General features: G+C 42.0%; 25 protein-coding genes and 1 other annotated feature. Of the genes, 2 read left to right on the top strand and 23 right to left on the bottom strand.

What is annotated here, in order from left to right:
- Positions 1-11: 11 nt before the first annotated feature.
- The 6 genes from ftsA to typA form a co-directional block, all read right to left on the bottom strand.
- A complete protein-coding gene (gene ftsA / locus P5Y91_RS01985) occupies positions 12-1,400 on the bottom strand; it encodes a cell division protein FtsA (RefSeq protein ID WP_277838839.1) in 1,389 nt (462 codons plus the stop codon).
- 142 nt (positions 1,401-1,542) lie between these two features.
- Positions 1,543-2,769 carry a cell division protein FtsQ/DivIB gene (locus P5Y91_RS01980; RefSeq protein WP_070450322.1) on the bottom strand — a complete coding sequence of 409 codons (1,227 nt, stop codon included), beginning with the start codon at positions 2,767-2,769 and terminating at the stop codon, positions 1,543-1,545.
- Entirely contained in the window at positions 2,753-3,835 is a 1,083-nt protein-coding gene (locus P5Y91_RS01975; RefSeq protein WP_070450319.1) for a UDP-N-acetylglucosamine--N-acetylmuramyl-(pentapeptide) pyrophosphoryl-undecaprenol N-acetylglucosamine transferase, read from the bottom strand. Before P5Y91_RS01975 ends, P5Y91_RS01980 begins: the two co-directional genes overlap by 17 nt.
- Position 3,836: 1 nt before the next feature.
- Positions 3,837-5,186 (bottom strand): UDP-N-acetylmuramoyl-L-alanine--D-glutamate ligase, encoded by a 1,350-nt coding sequence (gene murD, locus P5Y91_RS01970; protein WP_277838838.1) that lies wholly within the window; start codon positions 5,184-5,186, stop codon positions 3,837-3,839.
- 90 nt (positions 5,187-5,276) lie between these two features.
- A complete protein-coding gene (locus P5Y91_RS01965; protein ID WP_004219693.1) occupies positions 5,277-5,525 on the bottom strand; it encodes a DUF3165 family protein in 249 nt (82 codons plus the stop codon).
- Between the two features lie 23 nt (positions 5,526-5,548).
- Positions 5,549-7,396 carry a translational GTPase TypA gene (gene typA, locus P5Y91_RS01960; RefSeq protein WP_003017941.1) on the bottom strand — a complete coding sequence of 616 codons (1,848 nt, stop codon included), beginning with the start codon at positions 7,394-7,396 and terminating at the stop codon, positions 5,549-5,551.
- A gap of 177 nt (positions 7,397-7,573) precedes the next feature.
- Here typA and P5Y91_RS01955 point away from each other — a divergent pair, with 177 nt between their 5' ends.
- The gene (locus P5Y91_RS01955) at positions 7,574-8,299 is read left to right on the top strand and encodes a 16S rRNA pseudouridine(516) synthase (protein WP_155125256.1); all 726 of its coding nucleotides are present in this window, start codon (positions 7,574-7,576) and stop codon (positions 8,297-8,299) included.
- Positions 8,300-8,342: 43 nt separating this feature from the next.
- Here the strand turns inward: P5Y91_RS01955 and P5Y91_RS01950 are convergent, their stop codons facing one another.
- Positions 8,343-8,726 (bottom strand): rhodanese-like domain-containing protein, encoded by a 384-nt coding sequence (locus P5Y91_RS01950; protein WP_024055336.1) that lies wholly within the window; start codon positions 8,724-8,726, stop codon positions 8,343-8,345.
- Entirely contained in the window at positions 8,726-8,944 is a 219-nt protein-coding gene (locus tag P5Y91_RS01945) for a YqgQ family protein (RefSeq protein ID WP_003017930.1), read from the bottom strand. The genes P5Y91_RS01950 and P5Y91_RS01945 overlap by 1 nt, the downstream gene beginning before the upstream one ends.
- 87 nt (positions 8,945-9,031) lie before the next feature.
- Between P5Y91_RS01945 and P5Y91_RS01940 the strand changes: the two genes are divergently transcribed.
- The gene (locus tag P5Y91_RS01940; RefSeq protein WP_155125255.1) at positions 9,032-9,691 is read left to right on the top strand and encodes a prepilin peptidase; all 660 of its coding nucleotides are present in this window, start codon (positions 9,032-9,034) and stop codon (positions 9,689-9,691) included.
- A 7-nt stretch (positions 9,692-9,698) separates the two neighbouring features.
- Here the strand turns inward: P5Y91_RS01940 and trpB are convergent, their stop codons facing one another.
- The 15 genes from trpB to rsmD all read right to left on the bottom strand — a co-directional run bounded on the left by trpB (position 9,699) and on the right by rsmD (position 22,597).
- Positions 9,699-10,886 (bottom strand): tryptophan synthase subunit beta, encoded by a 1,188-nt coding sequence (gene trpB / locus P5Y91_RS01935; RefSeq protein WP_061604234.1) that lies wholly within the window; start codon positions 10,884-10,886, stop codon positions 9,699-9,701.
- A gap of 121 nt (positions 10,887-11,007) precedes the next feature.
- Positions 11,008-11,243, bottom strand: a binding site (T-box leader).
- 67 nt (positions 11,244-11,310) lie between these two features.
- The gene (locus tag P5Y91_RS01930) at positions 11,311-11,838 is read right to left on the bottom strand and encodes a VanZ family protein (RefSeq protein ID WP_155125254.1); all 528 of its coding nucleotides are present in this window, start codon (positions 11,836-11,838) and stop codon (positions 11,311-11,313) included.
- Complete coding sequence (gene rlmN, locus P5Y91_RS01925; RefSeq protein WP_003005918.1) at positions 11,825-12,913, bottom strand: dual-specificity RNA methyltransferase RlmN; 1,089 nt, start codon at positions 12,911-12,913, stop codon at positions 11,825-11,827. The genes P5Y91_RS01930 and rlmN overlap by 14 nt, the downstream gene beginning before the upstream one ends.
- 6 nt (positions 12,914-12,919) lie before the next feature.
- Complete coding sequence (locus P5Y91_RS01920) at positions 12,920-13,495, bottom strand: YutD family protein (protein ID WP_049483935.1); 576 nt, start codon at positions 13,493-13,495, stop codon at positions 12,920-12,922.
- 147 nt (positions 13,496-13,642) lie between these two features.
- The gene (locus tag P5Y91_RS01915) at positions 13,643-15,355 is read right to left on the bottom strand and encodes a cache domain-containing sensor histidine kinase (protein ID WP_277838837.1); all 1,713 of its coding nucleotides are present in this window, start codon (positions 15,353-15,355) and stop codon (positions 13,643-13,645) included.
- The gene (locus P5Y91_RS01910; protein ID WP_023917426.1) at positions 15,352-16,086 is read right to left on the bottom strand and encodes a response regulator transcription factor; all 735 of its coding nucleotides are present in this window, start codon (positions 16,084-16,086) and stop codon (positions 15,352-15,354) included. Before P5Y91_RS01910 ends, P5Y91_RS01915 begins: the two co-directional genes overlap by 4 nt.
- Positions 16,087-16,144: 58 nt before the next feature.
- On the bottom strand, positions 16,145-17,266 hold the full coding sequence (gene msrB / locus P5Y91_RS01905) for a peptide-methionine (R)-S-oxide reductase MsrB (protein ID WP_155125252.1): 1,122 nt from the start codon (positions 17,264-17,266) through the stop codon (positions 16,145-16,147).
- 12 nt (positions 17,267-17,278) lie between these two features.
- Complete coding sequence (locus tag P5Y91_RS01900) at positions 17,279-17,839, bottom strand: TlpA family protein disulfide reductase (protein ID WP_154358963.1); 561 nt, start codon at positions 17,837-17,839, stop codon at positions 17,279-17,281.
- A 56-nt stretch (positions 17,840-17,895) separates the two neighbouring features.
- Complete coding sequence (locus P5Y91_RS01895) at positions 17,896-18,219, bottom strand: hypothetical protein (protein WP_004219828.1); 324 nt, start codon at positions 18,217-18,219, stop codon at positions 17,896-17,898.
- A gap of 26 nt (positions 18,220-18,245) precedes the next feature.
- On the bottom strand, positions 18,246-18,956 hold the full coding sequence (ccdA2, locus tag P5Y91_RS01890; protein ID WP_031575887.1) for a thiol-disulfide oxidoreductase-associated membrane protein CcdA2: 711 nt from the start codon (positions 18,954-18,956) through the stop codon (positions 18,246-18,248).
- 99 nt (positions 18,957-19,055) lie between these two features.
- The gene (locus P5Y91_RS01885; protein ID WP_155125251.1) at positions 19,056-20,006 is read right to left on the bottom strand and encodes a hypothetical protein; all 951 of its coding nucleotides are present in this window, start codon (positions 20,004-20,006) and stop codon (positions 19,056-19,058) included.
- 55 nt (positions 20,007-20,061) lie between these two features.
- Complete coding sequence (locus P5Y91_RS01880; protein WP_241672459.1) at positions 20,062-20,451, bottom strand: insulin activator factor; 390 nt, start codon at positions 20,449-20,451, stop codon at positions 20,062-20,064.
- Between the two features lie 62 nt (positions 20,452-20,513).
- Positions 20,514-21,596 (bottom strand): SepM family pheromone-processing serine protease, encoded by a 1,083-nt coding sequence (locus P5Y91_RS01875; RefSeq protein WP_277838836.1) that lies wholly within the window; start codon positions 21,594-21,596, stop codon positions 20,514-20,516.
- Positions 21,580-22,068: a pantetheine-phosphate adenylyltransferase gene (gene coaD, locus P5Y91_RS01870; RefSeq protein ID WP_003011880.1), complete on the bottom strand. Its 489-nt coding sequence runs from the start codon at positions 22,066-22,068 to the stop codon at positions 21,580-21,582. Before coaD ends, P5Y91_RS01875 begins: the two co-directional genes overlap by 17 nt.
- Positions 22,058-22,597, bottom strand: coding sequence for a 16S rRNA (guanine(966)-N(2))-methyltransferase RsmD (gene rsmD / locus P5Y91_RS01865; protein ID WP_037599242.1), 540 nt, complete (start codon positions 22,595-22,597; stop codon positions 22,058-22,060). The genes coaD and rsmD overlap by 11 nt, the downstream gene beginning before the upstream one ends.
- Positions 22,598-22,735 lie beyond the last annotated feature (138 nt).

The raw sequence follows: 22,735 nt of genomic DNA, 5'->3' as shown, positions 1-22,735 counted from the left end.
ACTTACACTCCTTAATCAAACATATTACCGATCAAATTTTTCATTCGGTCTGTGAATGTAGTTTTTGGTTCTTGTTTGCTATCATTGCTTGCTGCTGGAATTTCTTGAGTATCCACTGGAGATTCAATCTTCTCAGCATTGTATGCAGGTACTACCGGTTGTGCTGGAGCAGCAGGTTGTGGTTGTACTTGTGGTTGCACTGGACGATCAAATTGAATCGGTTGTTGACGCAAGACTTCGTCTCCATGAACCGCAGCTTGAGCAATAATATCCACATCTGTCAAATTGCCTGCATATTCAGACAAGCTAATTACATGGGCAAAAGCTGGATTGCGAATTCCAATTTGATTTGGAACAAACAATTTCACATTTAAACCAAAGACTTCTTGAGCCAATTCTTCAACACCAGGAAGGATCGCTCCTCCACCGATAATCACAATACCACCAGGAAGATCCAACAGATGTCTTCTCTCAAGGTCTTGTTTGATTTGCTCAAAGATGTGTTTGATACGTGCTGAAATGATTTCAGCTAAGTACTTCTCAGTCACTTCAACTGGCTCTACTTCACCGATGACTTCTACATGGAAGACTTCGTTTCCAGCAGATGGCACATAGGCTTCACCATAGTTGAACTTCAAGCCTTCTGCCAATTTTTGAGAAGTTTTCAATACTTTAGAAATATCTTTGGTAACATAATCGCCACCTTCTTGGTAGATATTTGTAAATTGAAGTTCTTGGCTACGAACAGATGCCACCGTTGTTTGGCCACCACCCATATCGATCACCGTTGCTCCGAATTCACGTTCGCCTTCATTCAAGACTGTTTTGATCATCGCAAGCGGTGAAATGATGATGTTTTCAACTTGTAAGCCTGCACGTTCGACTGTTTTACGCAAATTGTGCAAGATTGTACGAGGTCCTGTATAAAGAAGGCCACGCATTTCAAGTCGGATCCCCATCATTCCACGTGGATCGCGGATTCCTTGGAAACCATCAACTGTGAATTCCTCAGGAATGAAGGTGATTACTTCACGATCCGGTGTCATACTTTTTGTGAGTGCAGATTTGACAACATTCTCAACATCTGCATCTGTGATTTCTTTCGAATCACTTGTGACTGGAATCATTCCTTGAGTTGCTTCGATTTGTAGTAAGTTTGCAGGCAACCCAACATTGACTAGATTGATTGAAATCCCTGCTTTTTCTTCAGCTTGGCTGATTGCAGTTTTAATTGCATTTGAAGCAGCTTCGATATCTACTATAATTCCATCTTTGACGCCAGCACTTTTTGCATTGCTGACTCCAATTACATTCATTTCTCCATTGACATGTTCTGCCACCAATACTTTTATTGAACTAGTACCGATATCTAAACCTGTAAAAAAGCCGTCTCTAGCCATTACACCAGTCCTCTCTCTTTATTTGTTTTCACTTTACATCTATTTATAGCCCTTTTAGTTGGAACTATCCAAACTTCATTATATCACAAAGAAGCCTAAAATGGACATTTTTTCTTCAATTATTTGAGATAATTTATGGGCTTTACTCATTCCCAGAAGAATTTTCTCCTTCTGGATTCTGTTCTTGATTCTGTTCTTGGCTTGCTTCCTCAGAATGTTCTTCTTGCTTTTCTGTACTTTCAGCCTTTTCTTTTTCAGCTTGCTCTTTGGCATCTGCGATGGATTGTTCACTATAGCTGAAAACTCCAGCCTCCATATCGATAGTCGAATCATCATCTAATTGCTTACTAATGGCTTTATAATAAGGAAGCTTGCGGGTAATTTGGGAAACAGGCACCAAGATTTTATTATCGTTTTTCATGGTGATGGTCACCAGATCCTTGGTGACCTTGCTCGGTGTCAGATCAACCGAAACAATTTTATCCGTAATGGAAGAAGAAATGGATTTCATTTCTTGGACAAATTGTCTAACCAATTCTCGATCTGAGAATTTTAAGCTAATATAGGAGGACGGCAATTCCGAAGCTGGAGTTACTGTCTCAACGACTTCTCCATTTTCCAATACTGGATAGTGGTCTTCTCCGGTCACATAATAGGCAACCACTTTGTGTTCCACGATATTGACTTTAAAGGTCACCGGGAATTGATAATGCATGTGAACCTCTTTGATCCATGGACTAGCCGTTTTCATATTTTGTTCATAGACCGATTTATGAAGGAAGGTCGTCAGAGTATAATCTTCTTCTTTGATGCGACTTTTTTCATACAAAAGTTGCTGATCAACCGCTTTATTCCCTGAAAATTCAATCACTTTCTGTGTGGACAAGGGGCTTAAAAAGTAGATTGAGAGAAGGGCGACAATAGAGCTGATTCCGATAACCGGAAGGGCACGATAGATATGGCATTTTGCCACTGTCGGTTCCTTCTTTGGTTTTTTCGTCTTTAAGCCTTTAAAAAATGAAGGCTTTTTCTCTTGCTTCTCTGAAGGATCTAGCTCCTCTATAGCTGGATCATCCTTTTCTCCTTCTGAACTTTCTCCATCTGCTTCTGGATCCTCTTCGACCTCAGATTCATTTTCCTCTTCAGACTCTTCTATTTCTTCTTCAGATTCTTCCTCTGAGACGGAAGCTGTTTCTTTTTCTGAAAGGTCTTCGTCTGCTTTTGCTTCTTCGCTTTCAGTTTCCTCTGTTTCAGCTTCTTCCGCTTTTTCAAGCGCTTTTTTTTCTAAATATTCTTTGTTTCTTTTTTGCCAGGCTGACAATTCTGTAATTTTGTCATCCGTTGGCGTTTTTTTATTGTCGTCCGTCATCTTTTCCCTTACTGATATCTTTTTGAAGCAGGCCATAAAAATCGTCTAGTGAAAGGAGTTCTGTCGATTTTTCCATTGCTTGGTGGTAGACTTGGCTTTGCTTCAACATTTCTTGAATGGTTTCATTAAAGGTTTCGAGCGTCAATTGATCTTCCTGCAATTGCTCTGCATAACCTTTATCCACAAAATATTGGGCATTTTCAATCTGATCGCCACGGCTGGCTTCTTTTCCTAGCGGTACAATCAAATGGAGTTTGTTCATAGCTAAGAGCTCAAATAAGGTATTGGCTCCACCTCTAGTCACCACTAAATCAGCCTTCTGGAGCATGGGTAAATACTGATCGGTTACATAATCCACTCGATACAAGCCACCCTCAGCCTGATTCAATGTTGAATCACCCGTCAAATTGATGATATTGTAGTGCTGCAAGAGCTCTGCTTGATGCTCTGTCACAAATTCATTAAAGACACGCGCACCGGCTGATCCTCCGACAAAGAGAAGGGTCGGCAAGTCTTTTTGAAATCCTTGTGTTTTTTCTTCTAATTCTTCAGAAGTTGTCGGAATATGATCTGTGACCTTGGTTACCGCACCGATATGCGCACTCTTTGTTAAACCATGAGCTTGCTCAAAAGTCGTGTACATCTTGGTAGCGAATTTATAAGCAATTTTATTGGCCAATCCCATCGAGAGATCCGACTCATGGATATAGACAGGGACACGCGTGAGTCTAGCTGCGATCACCGGCGGCACAGAGACAAATCCCCCTTTTGAGAAGAGAACTTGTGGGCGCACACGAAGCAGGATTGCAATGGACTGGAGCGTTCCCCAAGCCACCTTGAACACATCCATCATATTTTGGAAAGAGAAATAACGGCGCAATTTCCCCGTTGCAATTGAATGGAAGCGTACGTCTAGGCCAGACTTTTTGATCTCTTGGTATTCGATTCCTTTTTTGTCCCCAATATAATGAACTTCCCATCCATCTTCGATAAATTTTGGAATCAAGAGGAGATTAAGGGTCACATGTCCCACGGTTCCCCCACCAGTAAACATTATTTTTTTCATCTTATTTCAACCCTTTTACTGTAGCAAGGAATTCATCCCCACGCACTTCAAAATTCGGATACATATCCCAGCTGGCATTAGCAGGACTTAGTAGCACAACATCTCCGGGGCTAGCCAAGTCGAAGGCTTTCTTTGTAGCATCCGCTACATCTGCCGCATCAACATAAGAGACGCCAGCTTTATCTGCTGCGCGTTTCACTCGAGGAGCTGATTCCCCTAGAATCACCATTTCCTTTAAACCAGTAATGTGAGGCACCAATTCATCAAATTCATTGCCACGATCGAGCCCCCCTGCAATCAAGATCACCTTGCTGTTATCAAAACCAGAAAGAGCTTTTTGTGTTGCTAGAATATTAGTCGATTTGCTATCATTGTAGAATTTGACACCTTGAATCTCATCCACATATTGAAGACGGTGTTTGACACCTCCAAAGGCTGACAAGGTTTCTTTAATGACCTCATTCTCCACACCACGGACTTTTGCAACTGCAATCGTTGCCAAGGCATTTTCTACATTGTGACTACCTGGAACGCCCAGTTCATCTGCACGCATAACAACTTCTCCCTTAAACTTGAGAAGTCCATCTTCCAAATAAGCCCCATCCACTTTTTCGACCGTTGAAAACGGAAGGACCCTTGCCTTGGTTTTTGTCGCCAGTTCCTTGGCCAGGTCTTGGTTGAAGTTCAAGACAATGACATCTTTTTCTGTCATATTCTTTTGAAGATTCCATTTGGCAGCTACATAATTTTCAAAAGAACCATGATAGTCGATATGGGTCGGCATGAGGTTGGTAATCACTGCAATCTCTGGATGGAAGGCTTCAATTCCCATCAATTGGAAAGAAGACAATTCCATGACCAGAACATCCTTTTCTGTTGCTGTTTGTGCAACTTGACTAGCTGGAAAACCGATATTCCCAGACAATAAACCACCTTGGCCGGCAGCCGTCAAGACTTCCCCGATCATGGTTGTCGTCGTCGTTTTTCCGTTTGATCCTGTAATCCCAATAATTGGCGCATCCGAAATCAGATAGGCCAATTCCACTTCAGTGAGGACGGGAATGCCCTTTTCAAGCGCTTTTTCGACCATCGGATTCGTATAAGGGATTCCTGGATTTTTGACCATGACGGCAAAGTCTTCATCCAACAGTTCCAGAGGGTGACCTCCTGTCACAACTTTAATCCCTTCTTCCAGTAAACTTTGTGCTGCTGGATTTTCTTCAAAAGGTTTGCCATCATTGACGGTCACAATCGCTCCTAAGCGATCCAACAAACGGGCAGCTGACTCGCCTGACTTAGCCAAACCTAATACAAGAACCTTTTTATTTTCAAATTGTTTCACAAATTTCATGATTTCTTCGCTCCATTTTTATCACTCTCTATTTTACCTTTTTTTAGCAAAATTAAAAAGCCCAAAGGGCTTTAAAAATCACGTCAGCGTTTATTTTTTCTGTTTGGTCGTCATTTTGGAAATATCCACCAAAGCCAGGTAGCCAACAAAGGCGAGAAAGGCACCGACAAAAAACTCAGACGGTAGTTGGAATATCTGAAAAATAGCGAGACAAGTCAGTACGATAATGGAGACGATCAAGACCACCATTGTGACACTGTTTAAGGTACCACGAATACTTTTTGGGGTCATAAAAAGGTAAAAAAGGAGAATCAAAATCCCTAAGATAAAATAGACCATTTTGCTTCTCCTTTCTTTCCGTATTATTCAGCAGCTGCTGATTTTTTCTTTTTATTTGCTTTTTCGCGTTCTGCTTTGTTCAAGATTTGTTTACGCAAACGGATAGATTCAGGTGTTACTTCCATGTACTCATCGTCGTTCAAGAACTCAAGAGATTCTTCCAAGGTCAAGATACGAGGAGTCTTGATAACCGCTGTTTGGTCCTTAGTAGCTGAACGAACGTTGGTCATTTGTTTTGCTTTCGTAATGTTTACGGTCAAGTCGTTCTCACGAGAGTTTTCCCCGATGATCATTCCTTCGTAAACTTCTGTACCTGGATTGACAAAGATCGTACCACGTTCTTCGATAGACATGATAGAGTAAGTGGTTGCTTTTCCGTTATCGATTGAAACAAGAGCACCACGGTGACGTCCACCGATTTCTCCTGGAATCACTGGCAAGTATTGGTCAAAGGTGTGGTTCATGATTCCGTAACCACGTGTCATTGACAAGAACTCTGTTGAGTATCCAATCAAACCACGCGCTGGAACAAGGAAGACCAAACGAGTTTGACCGTTACCAGTTGAGATCATATCCAACATTTCACCTTTACGTTCAGAAAGACTTTGGATAACAGATCCTTGGTATTCTTCTGGTGTATCAATTTGCACGCGTTCAAACGGTTCGCATTTGACACCATCAATTTCTTTGATGATAACTTCTGGACGAGATACTTGCAATTCGTATCCTTCACGACGCATGGTTTCGATCAAGATAGACAAGTGCAATTCCCCACGTCCTGAAACGGTCCATTTATCAGGTGAATCAGTTGGGTCAACACGAAGAGAGACGTCTGTTTGCAATTCCGCTTGCAAGCGTTCTTCAACTTTACGAGAGGTTACCCATTTTCCTTCGCGACCAGCAAATGGTGAGTTGTTAACCAAGAAGGTCATTTGAAGCGTCGGTTCATCGATGTGAAGGATTGGAAGAGCTTCAACTGCGTCTGTCGGTGTGATGGTTTCTCCAACGAAGATATCTTCCATACCAGAGATAGCAATCAAGTCACCCGCTTTAGCTTCTTGAATCTCACGACGTTCTAAACCAAAGAAACCAAAGAGTTTGGTAACACGGAAGTTCTTAGTCGTTCCATCCAATTTAGAAAGGGTTACTTGGTCCCCAACTTTTACAGTACCACGGAAGACACGTCCGATACCGATACGTCCAACGAAGTCGTTGTAATCAAGCAGGGATACTTGGAATTGAAGAGGCTCATCTGAGTTATCAACTGGAGCTGGGATGTGATCAATGATAGTATCAAAGATCGGTGCCATTGTGTGCTCTTGATCAGCTGGATCGTCTGAAAGTGAAGATGTTCCGTTAATCGCTGATGCATAAACAACCGGGAATTCCAATTGGTCATCATCCGCACCCAATTCGATGAAGAGTTCAAGAACTTCGTCTACAACTTCTTCTGGACGAGCAGATGGTTTATCGATTTTGTTGACTACAACGATCGGAACAAGATCTTGTTCCAAGGCTTTTTTCAATACGAAACGCGTCTGAGGCATGGTTCCTTCGTAGGCATCAACGACCAATACAACTCCGTCAACCATTTTCATGATCCGTTCCACTTCTCCACCGAAGTCCGCGTGTCCCGGTGTGTCCATGATATTGATTCGAGTTCCGTTATAAGCAACGGCTGTATTTTTAGCAAGAATCGTGATCCCACGTTCTTTTTCAAGATCGTTTGAGTCCATTGCACGTTCTTGCAATTCTTTACGTTCATCCAAGGTGTGCGATTGTTTCAACAATTCGTCTACCAAGGTTGTTTTACCATGGTCAACGTGGGCAATGATCGCAACGTTACGAATATCTTCTCTTAATTTTGTCATGATTTCCTCTATAAAATTTAAATAATATTTCTAACTGAACAATTATACCACAGTCCTATCTAAAAAACACAGTTCAGCTAGTTGTAAATGTTTTCATCTTTATTTCTTTTCTCCGACTCGATTTCCTTTTCTTTTCATGATACACTGATTATTAGACTTTCAGAAAAAGAGGCTCCCATGAGATTAGATCAATTGATGGCAGACCATCAGTACGCTCGTAAAGACATCAAACAACTTTTGGCCCGAAGGCAAATCTTGGTCGATCACCTACCAGCTCAAAAGCTATCCCAAAACATCGACCCTGGACTCCAACAGATTCAAATCGGAGAACGAATCATTCAAGAACCGCGTCACCACTACTACATGCTCCATAAACCAATTGGAGCCGTGACCGCCAAAAGAGACGCCCACCATCTAACGGTGATCGAGCTAGTAGACCCCCAGCAAGAGTACCTCGACCTCTATCCACTTGGTCGCCTCGATCGCGATACCAGTGGTCTGCTCCTCCTCACAGATAATGGTCCCTTAGGCTTTCAACTGCTCCATCCTCAATACCATGTGGAGAAAGTCTATGAGGTAGAAGTCAATGGTTCGCTTTACGCAGCCCACATCGAGCAATTTCAGAATGGGATTTCATTCACAGACGGTCCTATCTGCAAGCCGGCTTCCTTGACCATTCTAGAAAGTACCCCCAGCTACAGCAAGGCCCAGGTCCGAATCTCAGAAGGAAAATACCACCAAGTGAAAAAGATGTTTTTAGCCATTGGGGTCAAAGTAATGACCTTAAAACGCTTGTCTTTTGGCCCCTTCACCTTGGATCCTCAGTTAGCCCCTGGAGAAAGCCGACCTTTGAATGAGGTAGAGCTCACATGGGTCAAAGATTACCTTGAAAAAACGAGATAAAAAAGCTCTAACCACATACATTGTGCAGTTAGAGCTCTTTTTATTAGGCGTCTTTTTTCACTTTCCCATTCCAAGAATCGAGACCATAAGACAAGACATAAATGTCTGTATAGCCCTGCTTCTTAAGATAGAGAGCCGCATTGGTTACACGCGAACTACGGCTATTTTCATAGAGCAAAATTGGTTTATCTTTGCGCAAGGCTGCAAGACTCAACTTCAACTGAGTAGAAGGAATGTTGCGTGCTCCTAAAATATGCTTGGCATGAAACTCAGCTGGCTCTCGCAAGTCAATCAACTGACCTTTACGAATCAGCTCTTCAAAAGTAGCATTGTCCACAAATTTAGCAGCTTTACGGATGCGGAAATAATTAAACGCCATCCATCCAAATGCTCCTAAAATAGCCAACCAAACAATGATATTTCCCATCACTCTACCTCACTCTTTTTCAAAAATTCTAATTCTTGCTTGTGTTCTCTTCTTAAAACGGTGTCGGCTTCTAAATAATCGAGCCGCTCCATCAGGCCTGCATCATAAAGACGTTGAAGCTCAATTTTCATCAATTCGATGTCATAGAGGCGCTTCCCTACGTAAATGATGATTCCAAAACGTTTTAAAAATTGTTGAACATCATACAGGTTTTTCATGTTCATTATTGTATCAAATTTAGAAAGGCTTTACAAGATTTTCAAGCAAATGATGACATTTTCCGATTGCTTTACGAATAAATAAGTATGATCAACTTTTATTTTTTTACCATCGGTACTTGTATCGCCTCTTTTTTGGGACTAGTTGTCGATCGTTTCCCAAACCAATCCATTCTTGCTCCTCGCAGTCATTGTGATCACTGCCAGCACGTCCTTGGCGTTTGGGATCTCATCCCTATTATCTCGCAACTACTCCATCGTTTTCGCTGCCGCTATTGTCATCAGACCTACCCATTTTGGTACTGCCTTTTTGAGGTCTGGAGTGGCCTACTTTTTTTAGCCTGCGCCAATGGTTTCCTTTCTCTGCCTCAACTTCTAACACTACTGGGAGCTGCCGTTTTAGCCATCTATGACCTACGCTTTATGGAATACCCTTTATTCATCTGGTGCTGTCTCCATGCCTTGGTCCTCTTTTTATCCGGTAGTAATCTCTTCATGCTGGTCTTTTTACTCCTTGCGATCGGAGCTCACTTTTTCTTTATCGGAATAGGAGCAGGAGATTTTCTCTTACTAGCTACCTTTTCGCTAAGCTTTTCTTCTACCAAGATCCTCATTCTCATTCAGATCGCATCCATCTTAGGCATTCTCGTCTTTGCTCTCAAAAAAGAAAGAGACCGGATCCCCTTTGTTCCCTGTCTCTTTCTCAGTTATCACGCTTTACTGCTTTATACGATATTTTGCAGATAAGTTCTTCTTACTTTGCAACCTTCGCTTCTAGATAATCGGCGATGGCAGCCACATCCTTATCCCCACGTCCGGAAACATTGATGATGATGATCTTGTCTTTATCCAATTGTGGAGCACGTTTGACAGCTTCCGCAATCGCGTGTGAGCTTTCAATGGCTGGGAGGATCCCTTCTGTCTTACTGAGAAGAAGAAGAGCTTCTACTGCTTCATCATCTGTCGCTGCTACATATTCGACACGACCAGAATCTTTAAAGAAAGCATGCTCTGGACCAACCCCTGGGTAGTCCAAACCAGCAGAGATCGAGTACACTGGCGCTACTTTTCCATCTTCGCCAAAGACTGCATAGGTCTTCATCCCATCAACCACACCGATAGTCCCTTTGGTCATGGTCGCTGCGTGTTGATCGGTGTCCAAGCCATGTCCAGCTGCTTCTACCCCAATCAAGCCGACTTCCTCTTCTGCGACATATTCAGAAAAGGCACCGATGGCATTGGAGCCACCACCGACACAGGCAATCACATAATCCGGCAAACGACCTTCTTTTTCCAAGATTTGACGTTTAGATTCTTCACTGATCACCTTTTGGAATTCATGCACAATGGTTGGGTAAGGGTGAGGGCCAACAGCAGAACCCAAAACGTAAAAGGCATCCAGATCCGCCATCCATGCTCCAAACGCAGCATCAACGGCGTCTTTCAAGGTCTTAGTCCCGGTTTCAACCGCATGAACGGTTGCCCCCATCATTTCCATGCGGAAGACATTCAAGCGTTGGCGTTCCACGTCTTCTGCTCCCATATAAACATCACAGGCCATACCGAACTTAGCTGCCGCAGCTGCTGTAGCTACACCGTGTTGACCGGCTCCTGTTTCAGCAATCACGCGCGTTTTGCCCATGCGTTTAGCCAAGAGGATTTGCCCCAGAACGTTATTCAATTTATGCGAACCTAGGTGATTCAAGTCTTCGCGCTTCAAATAAATTTTTGCCCCACCTAAATGCTCTGTCAAACTTTCCGCAAAGTAGAGCGGTGTTTCCCGACCAGAATAATCTTTCAAATAATGTTTGTATTCTGCGATAAATTCTGGATCATTTTTATATTGTTCAAAGGTTTCCTCTAATTGATTGAGCAAGTTTTGAATGGGTTCTGGTACGAAAGATCCACCAAATTGTCCGAAATAGCCTTTTGTTTCTGTCATGATTGTATCCTCTTTTCTATATCTTTAATCCTGTTTATGATCTTTTTCTCTCGCGGGCCCTTTGAGCTGCAGTCTCACTGGGTTCCTTTGAGATACAAAAAACCTCACACAGAAAAATCTGTGTGAGGACGATTCGATACCGCGGTGCCACCTCAATTGTAGGAAGATATTCTTTCTCCTACATCTCTGACCTGTCTAACAACAGGGTGCACGATAAGGTGTGCTCACCGAATTTTTATTGTTTCAAATTCATTATCATAAACGCATCAGCCCATTTCAAGATTCACCACTGCTTGTTCGCAATCACCACAAGCTCCCTGGAAGTGAGAAAAATCTCTACTTTTCTGATGTCTTGAAGCTATTATAGCTCCCGCTTCTGACTTTGTCAACAAAAATTTTAAAAAGTGGTTAAAATGTTCGGGTTTTACATTTTCCCATTTTTTGCTAGCAATCGTGCTCTGAAATACTGAAAGCCTATATAAGCCAGATAAGCCCCTAAGGTATTGGTCCACAAATCATCTAGCTCAAAGACACGATTGGCATCAAACAAGAGATCTAACAGAACTTGGCTGCATTCAATCCACAAGCTCATCGCAAAGCCGAAGCACAAGACCCGTTTGCAGCTCCTCAACCAGGGCCATAGCCAGAGAAGTTGAAAGACCAGCGGGCTTAACAAAAAGATATTGGCTATATTTTGGAGGATGACCTTAATGAGTTGGAGGACACTGGTAATCTGGCCAAGATTCATCACCGAATTAAGAGGAACTAGCAGGACGACGATACGACCGAAATGTTGAATACCCGGTGTTTCCATACCTGGCTCTGGCTGTTGGGGCAAAAAACACATCAAACACAAGAGGATAAAATAGAAGAAGCTGCCACTCCGTAACAGCCTTCTTCCTCTTTTTGTTAGTTCTGTATGATCCATCAGCCCTTGTTTAAGGTTGCGCATGTTCAACAATCGCTTTCTCCCGGTCCCGTTTCATGGTATTTGAACGCAATTGGCCACAGGCAGCATCAATATCTGTACCGTGCTCTTGACGCACTACACAGTTAACACCTTGTTTTTTCAAGGTATCATAGAAGGCCATGACCCGTTCTTTTGGACTCCGGCTATATTGGTCATGCTCACTGACAGGATTATAAGGAATCAAGTTGACATAAGACAATTTCTTGATATTCTTGAGCAATTCTGCCAACTCTAAGGCTTGCTCGACTCCATCATTGACTTCATTGAGCATGATGTACTCAAAGGTCACCCGACGGTTCGTAGTCTCAATATAGTATTCAATCGCCGCAAACAATTTTTCAATTGGAAAGGCCCGGTTGATCTTCATGATGCTAGAGCGCAAGTCATTGTTTGGAGCATGAAGGGACACTGCCAAATTGACCTGCACACCTTCATTTGCAAAGTCACGAATTTTATGAGCCAAACCAGAAGTTGACACTGTAATATGGCGAGCACCAATCGCTAATCCCTTGTCATCGTTGACCGTCCGGATAAATTTCAAGACATTGTTATAGTTGTCAAATGGTTCTCCGATCCCCATGACAACGATATGGCTGACCCGTTCATCTTGGCCACGTTCGTCAAAGTATTTTTGAACCAACATGATTTGAGACACGATTTCCCCATTGTTCAAATCGCGTTGTTTTTTGATCAAACCAGAAGCACAGAAGGTACAACCGATATTGCATCCTACCTGAGTCGTTACACAGACAGATAAACCATAGTGCTGACGCATCAAGACAGTTTCAATCAACATGCCGTCTGGCAATTCAAAAAGATACTTGACCGTTCCATCTGCTGACTCTTGCACGATCCGTTGCTTGAGTGGGTTGACGACAAACTGATCATTTAACTTTGCAATCAAGTCCTTAGAAAGGTTGGTCATTTCTTCGAAAGACTGGACGCGTTTGCGATAGAGCCATTCCCAGATTTGTGCTGCACGGAATTTCTTTTCGCCGTTTTCTTCTGCCCAATCAATCATATCTTGGCGTGTTAAACTATAAATGGATGGTTTCATTCTTTCTTACTCCTCTTTTTGTCGAATCACAAAATGACGTTTGTTGTCTGTCTTCGTTGTCTTTTTGGTCTCAGCAGACGGTCTTGTTTTTTTCGAGTTTTTCGCTGGTTGTCCCTTGTCGCGTTCTCGTTTTTGGAAACGATCTTTTTGTTTGCGATTGCGCGAACGCTTTTTCGGCTCTCTTTCTTCTGATTGAGCTTTTTTGACCGGTGATTTCTTATCAAAGGAAGCACGATGAGGTTCCTTATTTTCAAGGACAAAATAAGCACAACCATAGCTACAATATTCTAACAAATAATCGTCTAAGCGACTTAGTTTATCCATCGTTGCAACATCGCGCTCTTCCTTATAAAAGCCACGCAAGCGCAACTGCTCATTGCTCCAATCACCAACAATGTAATCAAACTTGGTTAAAATCTCAGAAAATCGCTGACCAAAAACGGTCGCATCAAATGCTTCCTTCTCATTTTTTAACAACTCAAAAGAGAGGTTTTCTGAAAGGATCTGGTCTCCTACCTGACGAAACACAGGTCCAGGAAATTTATTGTAATTATATAATTCAGGGTCAATCTCTTTTCGCATAGTGTTCCTTCATCAAAATCTATTTACTGTAACACTTTATTTTATCATAAATTTGATGACTTGCGTCAGATTTGACTAGAAAAGAGTTGAAATTCAACATTGAAAGTTTCCAAAAGGAAAAAGAGACAAAGAAGGCAATCTTTGTCTCTATACATGTTCATCAGATGATGAAAGGGGTAAAAATAGAGTAATTTTGGTATAGCTATTGGCCTTAGAATCGATCTCCATATGATAGGCTTCGCCAAATTGAAGACGCAATCGTTGGTCCACATTTTTCAAGCCAACACCTCCTAAACGAAGAAGGGTTTGGGCTGTTGATTCTGATCGGTCAAACCCTCGTCCATTGTCAAAAATCGATACGCAAGCGTAGTCTCCACTGACTTCAGTTGTCACTCGAATGAGACCAGGCCGATCGATCTCCTTAATACCATGGTAAATCGCATTTTCCACTAAGGGTTGAAGCACTAATTTGGGGAGCTGATAGTCGCTCAACCGTTTATCTTCTAGAATTTCATAGTTGAGCTTTTCTCCATAACGTTGCTTCTGAATGAAAAGATACTGGCGGACATGGTCAATTTCATCTCTCAGCAGGATTTGTTCCTGGCCTTGGTTGAGAGCCAGTCGAAAATATTGAGCCAGAGACTTAGTGATGTTGACCACGCGCCGACTATCATTAAACTCTGCCATCCAGACAATCGTATCCAAAGTATTGTAGAGGAAATGCGGATTAATCTGAGCCGAAAGTGCCCGCAACTCATAACGCCGCGCGTTTTGCTCCTCTTCCTTAACCTGTTGCATGAGGTTATCGATTTGGTCCAACATGGCATTAAAAGCTTGAGCGAGGTCCACCAATTCTGGAGATCCTTTGGCTACAGCCCTCACGTGAGCTTCTCCTGCTCCAATCCTCAAAATGATGGTCTGAAGGTCTCGTAAGGGTTTGATCCACAAACGCAGAACAAAGCCGATCCCTATCAAACACATGATCAAAGCTAGTAATCCTAGGCCAATGAAAGAGTATAGGAGTTGCGACTGAAGCATCTGAAGTCCTTCAAGTGAAGCTACTCCAATCAAGGTCCAATCACTATCTGGAATCGGAACCTGATAGATAAAATTCTGTCCTCCTTTAGCATAACCATCTGTCACAGCAATATAGGGCTGCATGGCCTGCATCTCTTGGCTGGAGGAATAGACCGCTTTTTTAGGATGGTAGACAAACTCATGCTTTTGATTAATGATAAAACTAAAGCCTTGTTTCCCTAGTTGAAGGTGATCCAAGTAAGCCTGAAGGCTATCGTAGCCAATATCCAAGCGTACTACTCCGAGATTTTGACCAGTCTGATCGACCACTTCTTGGGTAATAGAAACCACCCATTTTTCTTTTTCCGAGGTCAAGGATTCCTTTCGAGCTGGCGTCAAGACCGGCATGGCTCTTTCCTTAATCGCCTCTTGATACCAACTTTCATTCATCATATCTGAAGAAGTCTGCATGCTGATTTTGGTATCTGTCGCTACCAGACGTCCGTCCTTGGTCACCAAGACCGCTGAGACCAGGTCCGGATCCGTTTCAATCATCGTTCGCATCAAGTGCTGAACCGTTTCTTGATCCGCACTTCTATCTTGGGCAAATTGGCGAACAGCCTGTTCCTTACTAAGCACTGTTGTGGTCTGCTTTAATTTTTTTAGATAAGACGTGATAAACTGACTACTTTGGTCGATACTATTTCTTGTCGTCCGCTCCGTTAGCTGGCGGATCGCCCCTGAACTCGTTTGATAGTAAAGGCTACCGATGAGACCAAAAAGTAGGAGAATGAAGAGAAAAAAGTAGAGGACCAGCTGAATCAGCAAGGGATATCGTTTCATTCATGCTCTCCTTTTTTGTACTGCCTTGGCGTCACCCCAACAACCTGCTTAAAGCGTTGAGAAAAATAGTTCATATCTTCAAAACCAACCTGATCGGCGATCTCATAAATCTTTAAATCTGTCGTGAGAAGCAAGAGCCGAGCCTTCTTCATTCGCTCCTGGATAAGGTATTCTTGAAAGGGAAGTCCCAATTTTTTCTTGATCAATACACTTAGATAAGAGGGACTGAAACCAAGTTGATAGGCCAAATCCTTCAGGGTTAACTGGGAATCTGCTAAACGAGCATGAATAGCTTCTTCCAAGTCTGTCGAATAACCATGACTGACCAAATCTTCGACTTGCGCCTTTTTTCGCTCTTGATCGAGTTTTCCTTTCACCTTTGCTAACATCTCTTCGATATCATCTTTTGAAAAAGGCTTCAGCAAATAATCATCTGCACCTAACTTGATGGCTTTCCTCGCAAACTCAAAGTCATCATAACCTGTCAAAAAAATGATATGACAAGACGGAGACTGCTCTTTGACGAGACGGGCCAGATCCAAGCCATTCATTTGTGGCATATTAATATCGGTTAGAAGGATATCGGCTGGTTGATCTTGAAACTTCTCCCAGGCCTCACGGCCATTTTCTGCCTGGTTGATGACGGTCATTCCAAACTGTTCATAATCCACTAAGGAAGTCAGTCCCTGCCGGATAAGCTCTTCATCTTCCACAATCATGATCGCATACATGTCTTTCACCTACTTATTTTTGCTAGGCTTATTATAGCAAATTGTAGTTCCAAATGTCTCAGACATAGTCCAATAAATAACCGTAGCCCTTTTCCACCATCTCTGCTTTAGGGATGAATTTGATTGACAAGCTATTGATGCAATAGCGAAGGCCGCCTTTTTCCTTAGGTCCATCAGTAAAGACGTGGCCTAGATGGGAATTTCCTACTCGACTCCGAACCTCTGTCCGAGTCATATTGAAACTCTTATCTTCCTTGTAGGTTGCCACATCCGGACTGATCGGTCGGCTAAAGCTTGGCCAACCACAACCAGAATCAAATTTATCCTTAGAGGAAAAGAGGGGCTCACCGGTCACGACATCTACATAAATACCGGCATCAAACTGATCCCAGTAACGATTGGAGAAGGCACGTTCAGTATCATTTTTTTGTGTCACCGCATACTCTTCGGGAGATAACTTCTTTTTGATTTCCTCATCGCTTGGCTTGGAGTAGCGACTAGCATCAATAACAGGATAAGAAGCCTGATTGACATCGATATGGCAGTACCCATTCGGATGTTTCTTTAGATAATCCTGGTGGTAGTCCTCAGCCTTGATGAAATTGGTCAGTGGCTCTTTTTCCACTGCTAACGGTTTGTCGTATTTTTTTGCTACCTCTTCAAAGACTTGGTTAATAGTTGGAAGATCCTCTTGAGAGACATAATAGACACCTGTTCGGTATTGAGTCCCTTGATCATTTCCTTGACGATTCTTCGACGTTGGGTCGATAATCCGGAAATAATGCAGGAGCAATTCTTTCAGAGATACCTGCTTGACATTGTAAGTGATATGAACTGTTTCAGCATGGCCTGTTTGAGGGACTAATTCATACTTGGTGGTATCCCCTTTTCCATTGGCATAACCTGATTCGGCATCAATGACACCCGGAACACGGGAAAAATACTCTTCCACACCCCAGAAGCAACCACCAGCTAGATAGATTTCTCGTTGGTCTTCTGGATTGACTTTTTCTTCCTTCTTTTTGTTTGCTACTGGTGTCTGACTCATGGACGCTTTTTTGATCTGCTCAGTCGTCGCATCTGATGTATCCAAGGCCATGGATCCTTTGACAAGGAAAAAGATTCCAAAACAAAATAGCCCCACTAAAAGAATGGAAATGAGTTTCCATTTTGTTTCCATTTTATGTCCTCCTTACTTCATTTCTTTTAGAGTCTGGACGATGTCTTCCTTGCTCATATAACCGATATGGGTCTTAGCGAGAGTTCCATCGCTTGCAATAAAGAGTGCCGATGGATAAGAACGAATCCCATACTCTTTTAGCAGTTCCCCTTTACTATCTAGCAAGACTGGGAAATCCTTGTAATCCAAAGACTGGTACCAGTTTTTGAAATCTGCTTCTGATTTTTCACCATTAAAAGTTGGAGCTACAACGGATAAGACCACATAATCCTTACCCGCCTCTTCTTTTGCCAACTCATTGGTATCCTCTAATGTCGATAGGCAAATAGAGCACCAGGAAGCCCAAAATTTGAGGTAAACTTTCTTTCCCTTGTAATCGGATAAGCGGTAGGTCTTACCATCCACTCCTTGCAAGCTAAACTCCTTCACTTTCTTGCCAGATGGCTGCCTAGCCCCAGCTTTGGCTGTTTGTTGGCTCATGTCCTTATTGGAAGTAGCCATTCCTTGACTCGAGCAAGCCCCCAAAAGTCCAGTACACAAGATTCCTGCAGCTACTAAAGCTAATTTTTTCATCATTATCACCTCTTTAAACAAGGAGAAAGTCATCCTCAGATGACCTCTCCCTTCTTTTATTCCTTGTCTGATTTCATATCCGATGATCCACTCTTTTCGTCTTTCATTTCTGAATCGCTAGATTTCATCTCATCTTTTTTCATATCGTCCTTCATTTCAGAACTGCTGTCAGACATCATAGATGAATCTTTCATGTCTTCTTTTTTCATTTTATCATCGGACATGGATGAATCCTTCATGTCATCCTTCTTCATATCGTCCTTCTTCATCATACTACTATCGTCCGTTTTTTTCATGTCTGAATCTGATTTCTGTCCAGAACAAGCTGCTAAAGTGACGATGCTAAGTGTAGCAATAGAAAGTGCAAGAATTTTTTTCATGATTTTTCTCCTTTAATCATTCAAGATTAGTGAAACAGGGATGCGAGGCTATTAAGATTTCCTAGCATCAGCAAGATGCCCATCAAGATGATGAGGGCACCACCAATTTTTTTCAAGGTTCCCATATGGGGCTTGAGTTTAGCAAAATGTTGTAAAACCCAGCTAGAAGCAAGAGCCAAGACTAAGAAGGGTAGCGCCAATCCCAATGTATAGACCAGCATCAGGAAAGCGCCTTGTAAAGCACCATCTCCTCCAGAAGCGGCAATGGCTAGAACAGAACTTAAAACTGGTCCGACACAAGGGGTCCAACCAAAACTGAAGGTGACCCCTATCAGAAAAGCATTGAAGAATTCATTGCGTTTTTCGTCCTTCTTCAGTTGGATACTCTTTTGTTTTTGGAGTTGTCTCAGATTGATCACTTCCATTTGGTGAATCCCTAATAAGATCACAATCCCTCCTAGCAGATAGCGAAACCATGGAGCATAAAGCACCTGACCAAGGGCCCCTGCACCATAACCTAGGATGAGAAATACGGTTGATAGACCTGCGATAAAACAAAGAGTCTTCACCAAGCCGTACCAAGAAATGTCTCTTCCAAAAATCCGAACTGTCTTCACACGTTCAGAATCCAATAGAATCCCTACATAGACTGGCATCAGTGGCAAAATACATGGGGAGAAAAAGGATAGAACTCCCGCTAAGAATACTGAAATGGAAAACAAACTGGTTTGAATCATTTCACTACCTCCCTTTCTTTCTGATACCAGTATAAAGAAAAAATCCCTCTAAAAATAGAGAGATTGATAAGCAAAAACTTGAATTTGATTAGAAGGTGATTAATTCTTCGGATGGGCCTTTATCCAGGCTACGAACTCGTCATAAGAGTGAATTTGTGTTTTCTCTCCAGTTGTTTCATCTGTGGCATAAAGTTCCATGACATCTTGACCTTCCGGCGCAAACCAATAAATGATGTTATCAAACCATTCGCGTTCATTATATTGTTTCGGACGGAAATAAATGCGATTTAAATAGTTTATATTTTTTCCTACTTCTGGAAACAATTTAGCAAAGTTAGATCCACTAACATTAATTTTAGATGGTTCATCATTCATCGGGGATATAAAATTTTTAAATCTTGAAAGATGATATTTTGCTAGATTATCATCAATTTGCTCAGATATTCCCCCCCTATCCCAATCATATTTTGGGCTAAAATATAGTTTTCGCTCTCTGTCAATCTTCTCCATTTCACTTTCAGAAATATCTTTAACTTTCTCTCCGCTAGCAGAAACTAATACAGATCTAATATCATGACCTGCTATATCGTACATATTTAGTTTCTCCAAATCCATTGTCAGGTAATCATCGTCATTTTGTAAATATCTACGAGGAAAATTATGAACAAAACGGTATAAATTATTCTTCCCAAGTAATTCATATAAATTGAATTTTACAATTTTTTCTTTACCATGTACACTATAACTAATAATTTGAAAATATTCTTCGCTCCCAATTGGAGGAGTTTTTTTAAAATTAGTAGTATCAAGTGTATGCGAAGAAAAAGTTGTAATATAATTCTGACCAAACAAAATAACATCGTCTAAATAGTTATCTACAGCCACAAAAACAAATTTATCATTGTCCAATAATTTTATTTCCCTAATTTTTGACGGAGTTTCATTTCTATAAATTTTCTCTGAGGAATTTTTATATTTGAAAAAAATTATACTGCCAATAACAAGCATAATTAGGAATATGAGTAACCTAGCCTTATTTTTGTTTTGCATTATGAATTCTCCTACTTTTCTTTTACTTCACATCACCAAATACTTTTTTCAAAGCCTACTTCTTTTCATTTGATAACTGTTGATAATCGAATAGATATAACAAACTTGAAATGATTGCTAGCACACTAGTTAAAGACGATACAAAAGGAACGAAACCAACTATAGAAGCAACGAAGAGAATTTTATGACTTTTCTTATTTACTTTTGGATTTTCACTATAGTTGGCCATTGCAAGTATAGAGATAACAAGATACAAGAGACTGATTGTATTGATTACCAATCCCCAATCACCTTTTTCAACCAGCTCAGGAACAGCATGAACGAAAGTCCACTCCCACCGTTGAAAAGAGGCATAGCTGATTACGATTGCTCCTAAAATACCAATAATCCCATTCATTAGCAACATATTATATGATTTCATAAACTCATTACTTTCTTGACCCATAATCCTTCATAAAAATTAGAAATTGATTTTCTCTCATTTCATCACTTGTCCAACAGACTACGCTAATTCTTCTTCAAATAATCAATGGCGTCCTGAAGGGTTTTGACGGGTACGATTTTCATCTTCGAATGGATTTGTTTCGCGGCTTCTTTAGCAGTTTCATAGTTTGATTTGGCCTTGGGATTGGCTTTCTTTTCTTCTTTGGAAACAGGGTTATTAGGGGCAAAGAAAATTTCTGCTCCTTCTTTATCTGCTGCAACGACTTTCTTGTCAATTCCACCGATATCGCCAACCGTTCCATCTTGGTTAATGGTTCCTGTCCCTGCAATATGACGTCCCTGACGAAGATCTGGATCAGCCACTTGGGTGTAGATGGCTAGGCTAAACATCATACCAGCACTTGGTCCACCAATTCCTTGAGTCGCAAACTGGACAGGAACATCGCCTTTGGCTTCAGTCCGGTCGATCAAGCTAATCCCAATTCCGTTTTTCCCATTGGACAATTTGATGATCTTCCCATCTGCGGTCTTGGTTTGCCCATCCTCGATATAGGTCACCGAAACGGGATCGCCAATTTTTTGAGAACCAACATAGTCAATCAATTCTTTGGAACTCTTAAAGGTCTTGCCATTCACACCGGTGACGGTATCCGCAATGTTCAAGATTCCCTTAAAGGTCGAATCATCTGCCACTTGCATGACATAAACACCTAGAAAGTCCATCTGGGTTTCTTTCCCAGCTGTCTTTAACCCTTGGTAGATAGCCATATTTTGCGAGGTTTCCATATAGAATTGGTTAATCCGCGTAAATTCTTGGCTCGAACTACCACCTGTCATATCCTTGGCAGAGTAGATATCTGTAAAAGGTGTCGCCCAAGCATAGATCAAATCAGCCGGGGTCGCTTCTTTCACTGCCACGGTTACAAAGTCATAGGATCCTGACTTGGTATCCATTTTTCCATCCACTGTCATGACCGATCGAATATCTTCTGCCGTTCCTGGCATCTCAATATAATAGGGAAGGCGAATCACAAAAGCAGCTAGCAAGAGAAGCAAGAAAAGAACGCCTGCAATCGGCCATCGGTATTCTTTCAATCGTCCTTTTTTCTTTTTAGGGGTCAAGCTTGGTTTATTCGCTTGTGTCATCTTTGATTTCCTCCATTACACTCTTTGGTACATAAGGTGAGATATCCTGCTGAAAAGCCAGCAACTCTCGAATACGGGTTGAACTTATGGCCTGGTAAGGAGGCTGGGCGTAAAGATAAACCGTCTCCAATTCAGGTGCCAACTGGTGATTAAAATAATCCATATTGGCTTCGTATACTAGATCCTGTGCATTGCGCAAGCCCCGGATCAAGGTGATAACCCCAAGATTTCGCGCCACTGTCACAGCCAACTCTTGAGTCGACGTCACAATTTCAACATTTTCCAAATGAGCCAAGGCCCCTTTCACCATGCGCACACGTTGCTCAATGGAAAAGAGTCCGACTTTTTCCGGATTATAAAAAATTCCGACATAGACACGGTCAAACAAGCGACTAGCTCGCTCGATCAATTGCACATGCCCAATGGTAATCGGATCAAACGATCCTGTAAACAATCCACTTCTATCTGACATATACTGTTACCTTACTAATTCCATAGATTTTTTCTTTCCAGATTCCCACTTGTCCGATTTCCTCAGGAAGTTCTACGTGTTTATCAGTTTCGCACACAATCATGACGTCCTCTGACAAGAGTTGACGCTCGCACAAGGTTTCGATATCACGAACAATCTCTTCCTTGGCATACGGAGGATCCAAGAAAACTAAGTCAAAGGTGCCCGTTAGGAGACCCAAGGCCTGCTTGGCCTCCATTTTTAGCAGTTGAAACCGTTCCTTTTCCTTGGTCATGGCAATATTGGCTGCTACAATCTCCTGCGCTCTACGATCTCGTTCTACTAGAACGGCCTCTGACATGCCTCGAGAAACGGCTTCGATAGAGAGCCCACCGCTTCCAGCATAGAGATCCAGCACTCTTCCACCGTCAAAGTAAGGACCAATCATATTGAACATGGCCCCTCTGACCTTATCAGAAGTCGGCCTGGTTGTTTTTCCTTCAAGTGTTTTGAGGGGACGTCCCCCATAGGTTCCAGATACTATTTTCATAGGGACCATTATACCAAAAAAAATCAGAAAATTGCGATTTGATATGGTCAAGCGACAATTAAAAGAGGCTGGGACAAAAGTCCTAGCCTCTCAATTATTTTTGGATTGTCGAGCAAGACGCAGTGGTTGAGTGGGCTC

The organism is Streptococcus taoyuanensis (genome assembly GCF_029589235.1).
GTDB classification, from domain to species: domain Bacteria; phylum Bacillota; class Bacilli; order Lactobacillales; family Streptococcaceae; genus Streptococcus; species Streptococcus taoyuanensis.
The sequence above is the reverse complement of the archived record's forward strand: the minus strand, read 5'-3'. Positions and strand labels throughout refer to the sequence as shown.